Source organism: Cupriavidus cauae (assembly GCF_008632125.1).
Lineage (GTDB): Bacteria > Pseudomonadota > Gammaproteobacteria > Burkholderiales > Burkholderiaceae > Cupriavidus > Cupriavidus cauae.
In genome coordinates, this window is sequence record NZ_VWRN01000045.1 from 19,478 (window position 1) to 34,228 (window position 14,751).

At 66.5% G+C, this 14,751-nt stretch carries 17 protein-coding genes; 16 read left to right on the plus strand and 1 reads right to left on the minus strand.

What is annotated here, in order from left to right; genetic code table 11:
- Window positions 1–49: 49 nt before the first annotated feature.
- The 15 genes from sctR (at window position 50) to F1599_RS16240 (ending at window position 13,046) form a co-directional block, all read left to right on the plus strand.
- A complete protein-coding gene (gene sctR / locus F1599_RS16170; protein ID WP_150083754.1) occupies window positions 50–700 on the plus strand; it encodes a type III secretion system export apparatus subunit SctR in 651 nt (216 codons plus the stop codon).
- On the plus strand, window positions 697–966 hold the full coding sequence (gene sctS / locus F1599_RS16175; RefSeq protein WP_149316177.1) for a type III secretion system export apparatus subunit SctS: 270 nt from the start codon (window positions 697–699) through the stop codon (window positions 964–966). The genes sctR and sctS overlap by 4 nt, the downstream gene beginning before the upstream one ends.
- Window positions 967–1,758 carry a type III secretion system export apparatus subunit SctT gene (sctT, locus tag F1599_RS16180; RefSeq protein WP_150083755.1) on the plus strand — a complete coding sequence of 264 codons (792 nt, stop codon included), beginning with the start codon at window positions 967–969 and terminating at the stop codon, window positions 1,756–1,758. It begins immediately after the preceding gene.
- Entirely contained in the window at window positions 1,755–3,143 is a 1,389-nt protein-coding gene (locus F1599_RS16185; protein ID WP_150083756.1) for an EscU/YscU/HrcU family type III secretion system export apparatus switch protein, read from the plus strand. Before sctT ends, F1599_RS16185 begins: the two co-directional genes overlap by 4 nt.
- 41 nt (window positions 3,144–3,184) lie before the next feature.
- Complete coding sequence (locus tag F1599_RS26615; RefSeq protein ID WP_395896293.1) at window positions 3,185–4,708, plus strand: lytic transglycosylase domain-containing protein; 1,524 nt, start codon at window positions 3,185–3,187, stop codon at window positions 4,706–4,708.
- 101 nt (window positions 4,709–4,809) lie between these two features.
- Window positions 4,810–5,241: a hypothetical protein gene (locus F1599_RS16195; protein ID WP_150083757.1), complete on the plus strand. Its 432-nt coding sequence runs from the start codon at window positions 4,810–4,812 to the stop codon at window positions 5,239–5,241.
- The gene (locus F1599_RS16200) at window positions 5,238–6,743 is read left to right on the plus strand and encodes an EscC/YscC/HrcC family type III secretion system outer membrane ring protein (RefSeq protein WP_150083758.1); all 1,506 of its coding nucleotides are present in this window, start codon (window positions 5,238–5,240) and stop codon (window positions 6,741–6,743) included. Before F1599_RS16195 ends, F1599_RS16200 begins: the two co-directional genes overlap by 4 nt.
- 7 nt (window positions 6,744–6,750) lie before the next feature.
- Window positions 6,751–7,974, plus strand: a complete 1,224-nt coding sequence (gene sctD / locus F1599_RS16205) for a type III secretion system inner membrane ring subunit SctD (RefSeq protein WP_150083759.1) — start codon at window positions 6,751–6,753, stop codon at window positions 7,972–7,974.
- On the plus strand, window positions 7,974–8,237 hold the full coding sequence (locus F1599_RS16210) for an EscE/YscE/SsaE family type III secretion system needle protein co-chaperone (RefSeq protein ID WP_149316171.1): 264 nt from the start codon (window positions 7,974–7,976) through the stop codon (window positions 8,235–8,237). Before sctD ends, F1599_RS16210 begins: the two co-directional genes overlap by 1 nt.
- Before the next feature lie 167 nt (window positions 8,238–8,404).
- On the plus strand, window positions 8,405–8,806 hold the full coding sequence (locus F1599_RS16215) for a hypothetical protein (RefSeq protein ID WP_149316170.1): 402 nt from the start codon (window positions 8,405–8,407) through the stop codon (window positions 8,804–8,806).
- Window positions 8,807–8,853: 47 nt separating this feature from the next.
- Window positions 8,854–9,477: a hypothetical protein gene (locus F1599_RS16220; protein WP_150083760.1), complete on the plus strand. Its 624-nt coding sequence runs from the start codon at window positions 8,854–8,856 to the stop codon at window positions 9,475–9,477.
- A gap of 28 nt (window positions 9,478–9,505) precedes the next feature.
- Window positions 9,506–10,144 (plus strand): SycD/LcrH family type III secretion system chaperone, encoded by a 639-nt coding sequence (locus tag F1599_RS16225; protein WP_150083761.1) that lies wholly within the window; start codon window positions 9,506–9,508, stop codon window positions 10,142–10,144.
- Between the two features lie 134 nt (window positions 10,145–10,278).
- Window positions 10,279–11,742: a type III secretion system translocon subunit SctE gene (gene sctE, locus F1599_RS16230; protein WP_187829062.1), complete on the plus strand. Its 1,464-nt coding sequence runs from the start codon at window positions 10,279–10,281 to the stop codon at window positions 11,740–11,742.
- Between the two features lie 95 nt (window positions 11,743–11,837).
- Window positions 11,838–12,452, plus strand: a complete 615-nt coding sequence (locus F1599_RS16235) for a hypothetical protein (protein ID WP_149316166.1) — start codon at window positions 11,838–11,840, stop codon at window positions 12,450–12,452.
- 6 nt (window positions 12,453–12,458) lie between these two features.
- Window positions 12,459–13,046, plus strand: a complete 588-nt coding sequence (locus F1599_RS16240) for a hypothetical protein (protein ID WP_150083762.1) — start codon at window positions 12,459–12,461, stop codon at window positions 13,044–13,046.
- 62 nt (window positions 13,047–13,108) lie between these two features.
- Here F1599_RS16240 and F1599_RS16245 read toward each other — a convergent pair whose 3' ends face one another.
- Window positions 13,109–13,843 carry a response regulator gene (locus tag F1599_RS16245; protein ID WP_223819685.1) on the minus strand — a complete coding sequence of 245 codons (735 nt, stop codon included), beginning with the start codon at window positions 13,841–13,843 and terminating at the stop codon, window positions 13,109–13,111.
- Window positions 13,844–14,068: 225 nt separating this feature from the next.
- Here F1599_RS16245 and F1599_RS16250 point away from each other — a divergent pair, with 225 nt between their 5' ends.
- Complete coding sequence (locus tag F1599_RS16250; RefSeq protein ID WP_150083763.1) at window positions 14,069–14,707, plus strand: type III secretion system chaperone; 639 nt, start codon at window positions 14,069–14,071, stop codon at window positions 14,705–14,707.
- Window positions 14,708–14,751 lie beyond the last annotated feature (44 nt).

Here is a 14,751-nt window from a genome sequence, read left to right on the forward strand (position 1 = left end):
GGCGTTCACCGGCCATGCCGAGAATGATCGCTCACCCACGGACCAGATCATGTCGCTTGCCGATCATCCTCTGCAGCTGATCCTGCTGCTGTTCGCGCTGTCGTTGCTGCCGCTCTTCATCGTGATGGGCACGGCCTTCCTGAAAATTTCGATCGTGCTGTCCACGCTGCGCAATGCGCTCGGCATCCAGCAGATTCCGCCGAACATGGCGATCTACGGGCTCTCGCTGGTGCTGACGCTGTTCATCATGGCGCCGGTGGGCATGGCGATCAGCGACAACCTGAAGGCCAATCCGGTCAGGATGGAGGCGCCGGATCTGTTCGGCCAGGTCGAAACCCGGGTGCTCGAGCCTTACCGCGAGTTCATCAAGGGCAAGGCGAGTCCGCAGCAGGTCCGCTTCTTCATGGACATCGGCGAGAAGATGTGGCCGGAGCCCTACCGCAATCGCATTCCGGACGATTCGCTGGTGGTGCTGATCCCGGCCTTCACCGTCAGCGAGCTGGTGGAGGCCTTCAAGATCGGCCTGCTGCTTTACCTGCCCTTCGTCGCCATCGACCTGATCGTCTCCAATGTACTGCTGGCGATGGGGATGATGATGGTGTCTCCCGTGACGATCTCGCTGCCGATCAAGCTGCTGGTGTTCGTGATGATCGGCGGTTGGGAGAAGTTGCTCGGCCAGTTGATCCAGTCCTACCTATGAGCAACGAAATCATTGCGCAGCTGGCGTCCAACCTGCTGTGGCTGGTGCTGATCCTGTCGCTGCCCGTGGTCGTCGTGGCGTCGGTGGTCGGTGTGCTGGTCAGCCTGGTGCAGGCACTGACGCAGGTCCAGGACCAGACGATCCAGTTCCTGCTGAAGCTGATCGCGGTCTGCGTCACGCTGGTGATGACCTATCACTGGATGGGCGCCACGCTGATCGGCTATACGAACATGGCGTTCGAGCAGATTTCCGTGATGGGGAAATAGGTGGACGGCTGGCAGCATATCGTTCCGACGCTCGCACTGACGATGCTGCGCCCCCTTGGCATGCTGGTGCTGATGCCGATGTTCTCGGCGCGCGCGCTCGGGGGCGGCCTGATCCGCAATGCGCTGGTGCTGGTGATGGCGCTGCCCGCGCTGCCGATGCAGCTCGCGCAGGCCGCGCCCTTTGCCGCGCAGTTGTCCGAACTGTCGCTGCCGGCCCTGGCCCTGCGTGTGATGCAGGAGTTCGCCATCGGGCTGGTGATGGGCTTCTGCGCAACCATTCCCTTCTGGGCCATCGACATGGCCAGCACCGTGATCGACACCGTGCGCGGCACCTCGATGGCCTCGGTGCTGAACCCGATGCTGGAAGAGCAGTCGTCGGTGTTCGGCGTGCTGTTCACGCAGGTGCTCGCGGTGCTGTTTCTGGTCGGCGGCGGCTTCAACGCGATGCTTACCGCGCTCTATGCCTCGTATCAGAGCATGCCGCTGCTCGGCGGCTGGCATCTGTCGGCGAGCTTCCCGGGCTTTATCGCCCATCAGTGGCAACTGATGATGGAGCTGTGCATCGGCTTCGCGCTGCCCGCGCTGGTGGTGATGGTGCTGATCGATGCCGCGCTCGGCCTGGTCAATCGCTCGGCGCAGCAGTTGAACGTGTTCTTTGTCGCGATGCCGATTAAGAGCGCGCTGGCGCTGTTCGTGCTGGCCATCGGCATGAGCTACGCGGTGGGTGCCTTCCAGCAGCGCTTCGATGCGTTCGGCGGCGTGGTGGCCAATCTGCTCGGGACCATGCGATGACCGAGAAGACCGAACAGCCGACGCCGAAGAAGATCCGCGATGCGCGCGAGGAAGGCCAGATCGCCAAGAGCGTGGAGATCGCCACCGGCATCCAGCTCGCCGTGCTGCTCGGCTACTTCTGGGTGCGCGGCGAGGACATCGTCGACGCCTTCCAGAACATCATCGAGGTGGCGATCGCCAGCACCGGCGAGCCGTTGCGTGTGGCGATGTGGCGCGTGGCGACGGTATCCGGCACGCTGATGCTGCATCTGCTGGCGCCGGTCGCCATCGTGCTCGTGCTGGCGACGGTGGGCGCGGTGATGTCGCAGATCGGCCCGCTGTTCGCGCCGAAGTTCATCAAGCCGAAAGGCGAGCGCATCAACCCGCTGACCAACGCGAAGCAGCTGTTCTCGCTGCGTTCGCTGTTCGAGTTCGGCAAGTCGCTGCTCAAGGTGTCGATCCTGAGCATCGCCTTCTATTTGCTGATCAAGCGCTACCTCTATTCCTTCCAGTTCCTGCCGCTGTGCGGCGCCGAGTGCGGGCTGCGGGTCACCGGTGTGCTGATCGGCTGGCTGTGGGGAATCCTGGTGCTGTTCTACGTGGTGTTCGCCATCGCGGATCTGGCGTTCCAGAAGCGCAGCCTGACCAAGCAGCTGATGATGAGCCGCGACGAGATCCAGAAGGAATTCAAGAACACCGAGGGCGACCCGCATATCAAGCACAAGCGCAAGGAGATCCATCGCGATATCCAGAGCGGCAGCATGGCGGCCAACGTCAAGCGTTCCACCGCGGTGGTGCGCAACCCGACCCATGTCGCGGTCTGCCTGTACTTCGTGGCCGGCGAGACGCCGCTGCCCCAGGTCATCGAGAAGGGCGTCGATGCGCGTGCGCTGCAAATGATCGCGATCGCCGAGGAGGCGGGCGTGCCGATGGTCGAGCAGGTCTATGTCGCGCGCCGGCTCCATGCGCGTACCGAGGTTGGCGACTACATTCCCGCCGAGCTGTTCGAGCCGGTCGCCGAGATCCTCAGCCTGGTCAACGAGATGAGGCAGGCGGAGGAGGGCATCGGCGATGACGACGTGGATGACGAGCTGAATGACGATTCGGACGACGACCTGGACGTCGGCGAGGACACGGAAGGCGACAGCGACGCGGACACCCACAGCGACACCGACACCCACGGCGACGCCGACCCCGACCCGGACCCGGACCCGGACCCGGACCCGGACCCCGACAACGACACCGACAACGACACCGACAACGACACCGACAACGACAACGACAACGACAACGACAACGACAACGACAACGACAGCTCCACGCCAGGCCTCGACGGCGGCGTCCACCCCCGCGGCGCTTCCGGCCGCAACCCACGACCCGATCCCCGCCGCCCGGCCGATGGCTAGGCCGGTGCCAGGGACGGTCCCCCATTGGAGAGCGTTTCGTGATGAGGACGATAACGGCGGTCCCGGTGATCGCCCTGGTCGGCGGCCTGGCGGCAGGCGCCGCACACGCCGACGACGCCGCGCCATCGGCAGCGCAGGCTGCAGCGCAGGCCGTGGCACCGCCCGTAGCGCCGGCCATGGCACCGGCCCCGGCCCCGGTGCCGGCCCCGGCACCGGCACCCGCGATGGTGCCCGCCGTGCCGCAAGCGGTGAACCCCGCGGCCGGCAATATCTGGGGCGTGCGGAGCGCCGCAGAGCGGGAGGCCCGGGCCATCGTGGACAGCGAGCGGGCCGCTTCGTCGACCGCAATACCGCAAGCGCAACTTCGCGGCTCCCGTGGTTCGCGTGGCGCCGCTGACGGGCGCGCCGATGACGGGCGCGCCGATGACGGACGCGCCGATGACGGACGCTCCGGCCACTGGGGCCCCGCTGACGGACGCGCCGTCCACGGGCGCCCCGATGTCGAACAGTTGGCGCTCAGCACGCTGGCCCGCCATGCGGCACGCGCCATGGGCCAGGACAACGCCCGCGTGCTCGGTCTCGATGCCATCGCGCCGACCGTCGACCCCGCGGTTGCGTCGGCCGAGGCGCGATCGCCGGCTTCCACGGCACCGCGCGCGCGCACCGTCGCCTTCCGGCCCGACGCGATGCGCGAGGGAATGCGCGAGGGGATGCGCGATGGCGGCATGGCGGGGGAAGTCGTGACCGCCGCGCGGGGGGCAACGCGCCCGCGCCACACGCAACTGGCGCTCGCCCCGCCGAACGCACGGCTGGCATCGGCCTACGACGATCTGATCGAAGAGGTCGCGCGCCGGCACGATGTCGCGCCGCATCTTGTCAGGGCGGTGATCAAGGTCGAATCCAATTTCCAGCCGCAGGCGCGCTCGCCGAAAGGCGCGGTCGGCCTGATGCAGGTAATGCCCGCGACGGGGCGACGTTTCGGCGCGGCCGATCTGCGCGATCCGCGCAGCAATCTGAGCGCCGGCACGCAGTATCTGCGCTGGCTGCTGAACCGCTTCGACGAGGACCTGACGCTGGCGCTGGCGGCCTACAACGCCGGCGAGGGCGCGGTCGAAAGGTATGGCCGCCGCATTCCGCCCTTTGCCGAGACGCAGGGCTACGTCAGCAAGGTGCTGGCGCACCTCGGCCTGACGCCCGGAACAGCGCAAATGCCCTTGCCGGCTGCCCCGACGGCGGGCACCAATGCCCCCGGCAACGGCGGCACGGCCGATGCGCAAGCCGCCGGCACGATCGCGAGCCGCACCGGCGACGGCAGCAGCGCGAAGGCGGGCCGTCCGGCGAGGGCCGGCAGCAACGCCGCGGCACGCCAGCAGGCCGATGCGACGCTGCGGACCGTATCGAACTGGATCGGCGCGCTGTTGACGTCCAGCTCGCAGCCGCCGACGCGCGCGGCAACAAACGGGACCGCTGCCACGGTACGGGCGATGGCGACGGACGCGCCCGTCGAGGCGTCGACCTGGACGCGATTGCCGGCCCCCGAGCCGGTACGCGCGGGACCGGTCTGATGACGGTGCCATCAAGCATGCCGCCGCCGCGCGGCGCCGGCGCACGGCTTTCAGGTCATGACCGGATCACGCCGTCGCGCTCCGTGCCAGATGATGAGTCGATGAACCCACCGTCCACTTTCGGCCAGCGCGGTGCCGGCGCCTGGTTGCGCAAGCTGATGGATTGTCCAGGCGTCGCGGTGCTCGCCGCCAATGGACCGACCTCGCAGATCGAGGTCGGCGGTGTGCCGGCCAGCGCGTGGTGCCTCGAGGCGGGACTGTGCATCGGCCTGCTGCTCGAGCTCGGCGCCGAGCCGCCCGAAGGCTGGCTCGACGACGCGACGCTGTCGTTGGCCGCAACGCCGGCCGCGGCCGATGACGCGCTGGCCAGCGATGGCAAGGCGTGGCTGCTGTGGCACCGCTACGACCACGATATCGAAGCGAAGCAACTGGAAGAACGGCTTGCGCTGCAACTGGCGCTGGTCCGGCGGCTGACGGAAAGCGCGCGCGCTGCCGCGACCGGACCGGGTTCGGATATTGGAAGACTGATATGAATGCATTGCAGCTGGGCAAGCTGACGTTTCTCGCCGCGGCGCTGGTATTCGCCGTCGAGGCGCGGGCGGCATCGGGCCCGCTGGGCCTGTCGGGCCCGGAGTTCTCAGTGTCTTCGCGCGGCATGAAGGTCGCCGCGCTGCTGCGCGACCTGGGCGCCAACTATGGCGTGCCGGTGATCGTCAGCCCGGACGTCAACGACACTTTCGTCGGCACGCTGGAGGGCCGCCAGCCGGAACGCCTGCTCGACCAGCTGGCGCAGCTGTACAACCTCGCCTGGTATTTCGACGGCCGCGTGCTGTACGCCTACAAGGCCGGCGAGGTCAGGACCGAAGTCCTGACGCCGTCCTATCTCGATGCCGGCGAGCTGGCGCAGTACCTGCGCGAGGCCGGCGTGTTCAAGGGTGGTACCTGCTCGGTGCGGCCGGTCAGCAATTTCAATGCGGTCGAGGTATTCGGCGTCCCGGTCTGCGTGCAGAGGATCGGCAAGCTGGCCAAGGATCTCGACGAGAAGACGTTGAACCAGACCCAGAACAAGGAGGTCGTGCAGGTCTTCCCGCTGCGCTATGCCTCGGCGGTCGATGGCGCCTACACCTACCGCGACCAGCAGGTCGTGATTCCCGGCGTGGTCACCGAGCTGCGGGAAATGGTGCGCAGCCGTGCGATTCCGGCGCCGACGGAAAGCGGGCAGGTGGTACCGGTCTCCGGCACGCAGCCGACGTTCTCGGCGGATGCCCGCAACAACGCCGTGATCGTGCGCGACCGCGCGGCGAACATCCCGCTGTACGCGGAGCTGATCAAGCAGCTGGACCAGCGGCCGCGACAGATCGAGATCTCGGTGGCGATCATCGACGTGGACGCCGCCGACATGCGCGAGCTTGGCCTCGATATCGGCGGCAGCGTCGGCCTGGGCAAGTCGCGCATCAGCTTCAACGCCGGCAATGCCGCGGCCACGGACGGCACCTTCTCGACGGTGCTGAGCAACACCGCCGACTTCTTCGTCCGCATCAATGCGCTGGAGCAGAACTCCAGGGCCAAGGTGCTGTCGCGCCCGTCGGTGGTGACGCTGAACAACGTGCAGGCGGTGCTCGACCGCAACATTACCTTCTACACCAAGCTGCAGGGCAACAAGGTCGCCGAGCTGGCCTCGGTCGCGGCCGGCTCGCTGCTGCGCGTGACCCCGCGTCTGATCGACATGCACGGGGAGCAGGAGGTAATGCTGACGCTCGACATCCAGGACGGGCGGCAGGAGCCGCCGGCCAACAACATCGAGCAGCTGCCCCAGGTGCGCAACTCCGGCATCGCCACGCAGGCCATCCTGCGGCCGGGTCAAAGCCTGCTGCTGGGCGGCTTCGTCGAGGAGAAGCAGCGCCAGGGCCAACGCAAGATTCCGCTGCTGGGCGACCTGCCGCTGGTCGGCGGCCTGTTCCGCAACGAGACCCGAGAGAACCTGAGCGTCGTGCGGCTGTTCCTGATCAAGGCCGAACCGCACGCCCTCAACTGAAGTGGTCATGAAATACCGATACCAGATCAAGATCCTCAGCGGGCCGCTGGCCGGACGCCGGCTGCGCTTGCCCGAGGGCGAATTCACCATCGGCGGCGCCGATCCCGACCTTGACGCCATGCTGGAGGGCGGCGGGCGCGCCGTGCTCGATTGCACCGGGCAGGGCGTGCTGCTGCGCACTGAGGTGCCGGTATGGATAGAAGGCGTGCCGACGAAGCCGGCGGACGTCCCGTTGCCGCTGGAGAAGGTCGTCGACATCGGCGGCCTCGCGCTGCTGGTCGGGAATGCCGATCGGCCGCTGCCCGAGCGCAAGGTACCGGCCCGGCGAGACGGGCGACGCGGCATGGTGGCGACCGTCCTGGCGTACGCCGGCCTGGTGCTGCTGATGTCCGGCAGCGCGGGCGCGGCGATCTGGGCGTACGGGATGCTGCAGCCGGACAGCGCGGTGGTCGATCGCGACGAGTGGCTGGCCGAGTGGCGCAAGCGGGCGCGGCAGCAGGGCATCGATGTTGCCACCCGTCAGGACGGGATGATGGTGCTGGCCGGCAGCTGTCTGGATTCGAATGCGCGCAACGCACTGGTCGACAGGCTGCGCGAGCACGGCAAGCCGTATCGCGACGACACCCTGTGCCAGGACGAACTGGTGCGCAACGTGCAGGCCGTGCTGAATCTGCACGGCTTCGGCGAGGCGCGGGTGCGGCCCGGTCCGGCGGTCGGCACGGTGGTCATCCAGGGCACCCTCCATGCCGACGCGCGCTGGCGCCGCGCGGTGTCGATGCTGTCGTCGATGCAGGGATTGCAGCGGTGGTCGGTGGAGGACCCGGTCGGCACCAGCGTCAAGACGCTGATCGGCATGCTGCGCGACGCGGGCCTGATCGGGCGGCTCAGCGTCGCGCGCGAGAAGGACCTGATCCTGATCACCGGCGTGCTCGATGAAGGCGCACAGCGCAGCCTGTCGGCGGTCACGCACGCGTTCGCGGGCTCGCATCCGGACGCCCCCAAGGTCATCTTCCAGAACATCCCGACCCGGTCGATCCAGACCGGCATCTTCCCCGCGCCGGTGGTCAGCTTCGGCGGCAGCGGCGAGCTGGCCTTTCTCGATCTGGCCAACGGCACGCGCCTGAAGACGGGAAGCCGGCTGCCGGCGGGCCACGTGATCGTGCATCTGGACCGCAACGGCATCGACCTCGAGCGCGAGGGCGAGCTGATGCATCTACCGCTGGAGCTTTGATGGAACCGACTTCATCCAACACCCCGCCCCCCGCCCTGTATGGCACCGAGATCGAGTGCCGCCTGGCCGAGGACAGCGACGGCGCGCTGCGCAAGCAGCTGCGCGCCGAACTGGCGCGCGCGCGCCGAAGCATCGATGCACAGCTGCGCGCGCCGCAGACGCCGGAGGCCTTCGTCCGATTGACGGCGATGCGCGAGCTCTGTCTGGCGGGCACGCGCACGGTCGACAAGGTATGGCGCCGGCTGGCGGCGCAGCGCGCTTGAGCGCTGCGTGAAGCGGCCCGAATGGCATTGCAATGATCCGTGACCGCAAACGCCTTGGCGCAATACCCGAACGAAAACCAAATGCTTTAGCACCCCGGATTTTTCAATAGATTCATGAAGCCTTGATCCGTAGAGTCATCACAACGGGCTTCGAATGGAGAAGCAAGATGGAAGAAGAGCAATTGTGGAAGCAGGCCGTGGAAACCCTCGAACGTCTGCGCGCAACGCTGCAAAAGGAGATGAACGACTGGGCCGAGATCGAACGGCGCATCGACGATCTGCAGGTGCGCGCGACCAGGGATCCCAAGGCCGCGCAAGAGCTGGCCGCGCTGGCCGCCTTCCTGGATGCGAGCCGAAACAACGGCGACGACATACAGGGCCGGATGGAGCAGCTGCAGGCCATGATCAAGGAAATGAACCTGCGCGCCGCGCAGGACCGCCGCGAAATCGAGCGCTACAAGCAAAAGGTGTTCGGTGCGCGCGGGGAGGAACAACAAACCGCTCCGGTGCCGCCTCGCGCCGGGAGCACGGCGGAAAAGCCCAAGAAACGCGTGCGCCGTTTTGCATGACGAGGCCCTCCTGTTTTGAATCTTGAATATTGAATTGGAGTAGAAAAATGGCTGGACATATACAAACGCGACCCAATCCGGAACTGCTGCTGCAGACCGACGCGCCTGTCAAGGAGATGCCTCTGACGACCGCCGAGCCCGCGCCGCTGGTCGGCGGGCTGCTCGTTCCGCGTAACTACGATACCAAGCCGGTCACCGATTCCGCCTGCTTCGCGCTGATGTTCCAGGCGATCGAGAACCAGCGGCTCGAGGTCGGCGCGCGCATGGACGAATACAAGTGGAACAACGAAACGGCGCGCGCGATCGAGAAGCTGAAGAACGCGACCCAGATCGCCATCGACAAGGACATCGGTTCCGATCCGAACAAGACCACCACGCTGCCGAGCGACGTCGCCCGCTACATGTGGGACAACAACCTGCAGATCGACGGCGTCTTTCCCCGCAAATACGCGAGCTTCGAGGAATTTGCGAGTCAGAAGTACTCGGCCGCCCAGTTGCGCACCGCCATTGGGAGCCTGGACATCAAGAAGACCGAGTACACCGACATGAACAGCCAGTACATGCAGCAGACCAATATTGCGCTGAGCCTGCTGCAAGTGGTCCAGCAACTGCTGACGTCGCTGATCGACATGGTCAAGCGCATCAAGGAACAGATCACGTCCAAGGTCTGATCGCGCAAGCCAGCCAGGGGAGAGCACCGTGCAACGCGTGTTGAAGCAGGCAAGTCCATCCGGTGCGGCGCCGCTTGCCGGCGCCGGCCGCGCCGACGGCGATCGCGATCCGGCGCCGGCAGAGCCGATCGAGCCGATCGAGCCGATCGCGCAGAACGCGGCGCAGCGGGACGTCGAGCGCTACTTCGCCGAGGGCGGGAGCCTGCGCGAATTGTTCGGGCTCGATGCCGCCGCGCTGGAGGTCCTGTACACGTACGCCTGCCAGCGGTACGAGGCAGACGACCACGAGGGTGCGCGGCAGCTCTTCCTTGCGCTGGCGGCGATCGACCCGCACGGCTACGACTACTGGTTGTCGCTGGGGCTGAGCCTGCAGAAGCTGCATCGGCACGACGAGGCGATCTATTGCTTCACGCGCTGCGCGCAATTGCGCATGTGGGAACCGAAGCCACCCTACCTGGCCGGGGTCAGCCTGCAGTTGTGCGGCGAGTATCAGAAGGCGGCGCAAGCCTATTCGGCCGCGATCGGTTGGTGCGGGGAGCAGACCACATACCAGGGACTGCGCGGTCTCGCCGAACAATCGCTGCAGTCGCTGCAGTCGTTTCAGGCCCTGCCGCCGGCAACCCCGCCGGCCGCAGAGAGCGCGCGAATGGAAGGAGGAAAACAATGATCGGTGCCAATGCACTACAGCCCGTCGGGCTGGTTCCCGGCGGGGAGAGGCAGGATCGCCTCGATACGCAGTGGGAGGCAAGCGGACCCGGCCGGACCGGCATGGTTCGTGGCAGCGCGGCAGCGCGCGTTGCCATGCCGGCCATGTTGCCGGCTTCGGCGTTGGAGGTCGAGGAGGCCGAGGAGGTTGACCAGGTCGCTCGAGCCGCGGCCTTTGCCGCTTCGCTGCTGAAGCCACCGCCGCCGGCGCTGCGCGAGGTCGACCGGCGCACCGCCGAGCGCGCCTGGGGCAGCGTCATGGACGTGTTGTCCGGCGCGTTTCGTGCCGCGAAGGCGGCCTCGAAGCATGACGAAAAGGCCGTTCAGCTGGCGCTGAGCGACCTGGGCGGCGCGACCGAATCGATGCACGCCTTCTATCGGCGCGCGCTGAATCCCGAGGCGGTCCTGATGGAACTGCAGGTCGAGAGCGGGATCTTCACGGCCGAAATGATGAAGGCCAACCTCGACCACACCCTTGCCCTGCGCAAGGAAGAAATGGCGGCCATCGAGGAAAAGCAGCGCAAGGAGCAGGAGGCCGCCGAGAAGCAGAAGCAGATGCAGCAGAAGGCCGGCAAGGGGCAGGTCCTGGGGCTGGTGCTGAACTGGGCCATGGCCGCCGCGCAGGTCGTGACCGGCGCGCTGAAGATCGCCACCGGGCAACCCCAGGGGGCCATCGACCTTGCGGCTGGTCTGGTCGGGCTGGCCAAATGCACGCTGCAGACCATCGAGATGGCTCACCCGGAGCTTGCCGGCAAGCTTCGACACCATATCGACGAGCTGGCGAAATGGGAAATGGGCCTGAGCGTGGTGGCCGGCCTGGCAAGCGTGGTCTCGGTGGCGAGGATCGCCAAGGCGGCCAATGCGATCCTCGGCACGGCAGCCGGCGAACTGCTGACCACCGGCGTGGAGCAGGGCGGCAAGCGAATCAGTTCGGTTGGCGTGACGCTGGTCAATGCGATGGAGAAAGGCGGCGACGCTGCCGAAGCCGCATCGCAGCTGGTCAAGAACATCGCCCAGACGATGGTCGACGATGTCGCCGTGCAGCTGCGCAACTCCCTGCGGGTTGCGGGCGGCAGCCAGAAGCTGGCGGAGGCATTCGCCAGGTCGTTCACCAATGAGGCCGTGCAGAAGCTGGTCGAGCAGTCGCTGTGGCAGGCCGCCAAGCAGATGCGCGGCCTGACGACCGAGGTCATCCAGTCGACCTTCATCGACCAGGTCAAGAAGCAGCTGACGCTGGCGACAGTGCGCGCGGCGGTCAACTTCACGGCCGCGCTGGAGGCGGCATCGGCAACGGCGCGAGTCGTCGCGCCGGCGGCACAGCAGATCACCGTCAATGCGCTTCGCGTCGAAGGCGCCAACAAGAAGGAAGAGATCGAACGGATGATGATCCACGCGATGATGCTGCAGTTTCTGATCGATCTGATCGGCCGACAGATCAAGGAAAACAGGAACGCGCTCGAACGGGTCACCCAGGACCATATCGACAATACCGAAAACATCACCAACGCAATCGGCGAGATTCGCGACGTGGCACTGCAGGCCGTAACGGCCGGCGTTTGAGTGCCAACAGTCGTTCCGATCAAGAAGCGGGCGGTGGCGCTGCATCGGCAGGTCGCCGCCGACATCGCGGAAGCGATTTCACAGGAGCAGCAACGATGAACACCATCAGCAATTCGGCCAGCGTCGCGACGCAGCAGCCGATTACCGTCCCGGAAGCGTCGGCCCGCAGCAGCGAGACAAAGTCGACGCAGGCCATGATCCTCGAATTTCAGGCCTTGATGAGGAAGCTGTACAACACCTACGTGGAGTGCCACGCGGCGCTCGAGAAGAACGTGGCGGATCTGCAGAAGCTGGCCTACCAACGGGCCATCGATGCGAAGGACCAACGCAAGAAGGCCGAGGTGGCGACCGGCGTGACCGGGATTGTTACCGGCGGCTTCAGCATGGCCTGCGGCATTGGCGGCGGCATCATCGGCTTGAAGACTCCCCTGGGCTACGGCATGGGTGTGGAAATGGGGTCGCATCTTGGCACGCCGGCCAGCGGTATCGGCAACGCCATTGGCCAGACCGTGACTGCCGGTACGCGCGGCAAGGCGGAGGAGGCGCAGATTCATGCCGACCTCGCCCGCAACGTCTCGGACTCGGCGGCGCGCGACGCAGGCAAGGCGCGCGACAACGCCGATCAGCATCACGATCAATATCTGCGTGAGGCTGGTCAGCTGACACAGGAAATGATCGCGGCCATCAAGGCCACGGTCGCTCCGCGGTAATCGATCGTGGCTGCGCCGAAGCACTCCGACAGCGAAGCGCCGCAGGCCGCGATCGCCGTGCCGGCGGATCCGGTCACCGGATTTCTGCTGTCTCGCGGCCTGCAGCCCGACATTGCCTATCTCGGCGAGTCGGCATTCGAACTGGGGCGCCGCGTGCGGTTTGCCCGGCTCGAGCTGATCTACCGCTTCGAGCAGGGCACCCTGTTGATCTGCGATATCGCGGCGTACGACGAGTCCGGCGTATCGGATTCCTCGGGATCGTCTGGATCGTCTGGATCGTCTGGATCGTCGGGTTCGTCGGGTTCGTCGGATCCCACGAGCGCCCCAGGCGACTTCCGCGGGGCGATGCGCACACTGGTATCGCTGATCCATGCGATCGAGCGATCGGTACCGGAGGTCGAGGTCGTCGAAGGGCTGGTGCCGTTGACGGAGGGCCACGCGAGCGATGTCGATGAGCAGCAGCTTGGCCGGCGTTTGTTGTCGGTCTATCGCCAGCTGGGCGCGCAATGCGAGCCGCATGACATCGCGGGCATGGTGCAGGTTCGGTATCGGATGCGGGGCGGCCCACGGCAAGGGCGGCCGGTACAGCCATGACGCCGCGGGCCGCTACGGCAAGGACGGGTCCGGTCGGCATGGCCCGGACCGTGGACGCCCGATCAAACGTCGATCAGGCCAAGCCGTCGCGCCCATTTGGACAGGTCCGCGACATTGTGGGCGTCGAGCTTGCGCATCAGGTTCATCCGATGCGTCTCGACGGTCTTCAGGCTGATCGACAGGCGCTCGGCCACACGCCGGTTGGTATGTCCTTCGGCGACCAGCTTCAGTATCTGCCGCTCGCGCGGCGTCAGTCCGGCGGCGGCCACATGGCCGCCGTCGTCCCCCTCGGTGCGGCGCATCGCGTCCACCTGTTCGAGGTCGATGTCGGGATCGAGATAGGCCATGTCCTGGCGGACGGCGTGCAGCGCCGCCATCAGTTTTTCCAGGTTGCTGCGTTTGAGGACGTAGGCGTGCGCGCCGGCGCGCAGCGCGGCGGCCGCGCGGTTCTCGGAATGCAGGCCGGCCAGTACCACCACGCGAATGCTGGGCCATCTGCGGCGAATGGTCGCAATGGCGTCGACCCCGTCGAGGGAGCGCAATTGCAGGTCCATCAGGATCAGATCGGGATGGAACTGCAGGCAGGCGTGGACGGCACCGTGTCCGTCCGACGCTTCGCCGACGATGTCGACGGTCGGGTCGGCCTTGGTCAGCAGCGATTTCAGGCCCTCTCGCATCACGGCGTGATCGTCGACCAGCACGACGCGGGTGGCGGACAGGTGACCGGTGATGGGGCGGCGTGCGGATTGCACCAGGCGCGGCAGTACGGCAAGGCCGTTCAACGTTTGGATAGTCATGTGTTGCTCCGAAGACTATGCCGGAATCCGAGTTGCGTCCGATGCCAGGTGTTGGCTCGATGGCCCTCGGTTCAGGATGGCGCCAGTCTAGGTAGCGACAATGAGCAATAAATGATGGAACGATGAGATGGAAATGAGGGCCGGCGACCGGCAGCATCGACGCGCGGCATCGAAGCCGGTCGATGCCATGGATCGAGGTGTGAACGAACGCGACTGGAGCGCGACATGAACAGACTGGATGGCTTTGACCGCCTGCTGGCGGAGTTCGGCGAATCGATCGGGATTCCCGAAATGGCGTTCGACGAGGATGGCCTGTGCCATATCCGCGTCGACGAGGAGTACCCGATCACCTTCCGTCGCGATGACGACAACCATAATCTGGTGCTGGTCGGATTGATCGCCGAAGAATTGCCGGAGCGGCTCGATCGCGAAATGGTCAGGGAGATGCTGGCCACCGGCGTCGAGCCGCTGCGCGACCACGGTGCCGCGCTGGGGCTGGAGCCGCAGTCCGGCACGCTGATCCTGCATCAGACCATGCCGCTCGCCAAGATCGACCGCACGGTGCTGGAGACGCTGCTGGGCAACTTCATCCTGATGCAGAAGGACTGGTCGGCGCGCGTGGCCGGTGTGGGTGCGGAGGGCGGCCAGGACGACCAGGCCGGAACCAGGGCCGGCCACGAGCTTCCCGCCGGTCCGTTGGCCGGCCGGCCGGCCGGCCTCGGTGGTCCCGCCGGTCCCGCTGGTCTCGCCGGTCCTGCCGGCGCAAAGCCTGCGTCGCCGGGCACCGGTCAGCCCGGTGCCAAGGCCCCGGCCAAGCCGGCCGGGACGGAACCGCGCTACCACCCTCATCTGCATCACCGCTGACCGCTGACCGCTGACCGCTGACCGCTGACCGCTGGCCGTTGAAC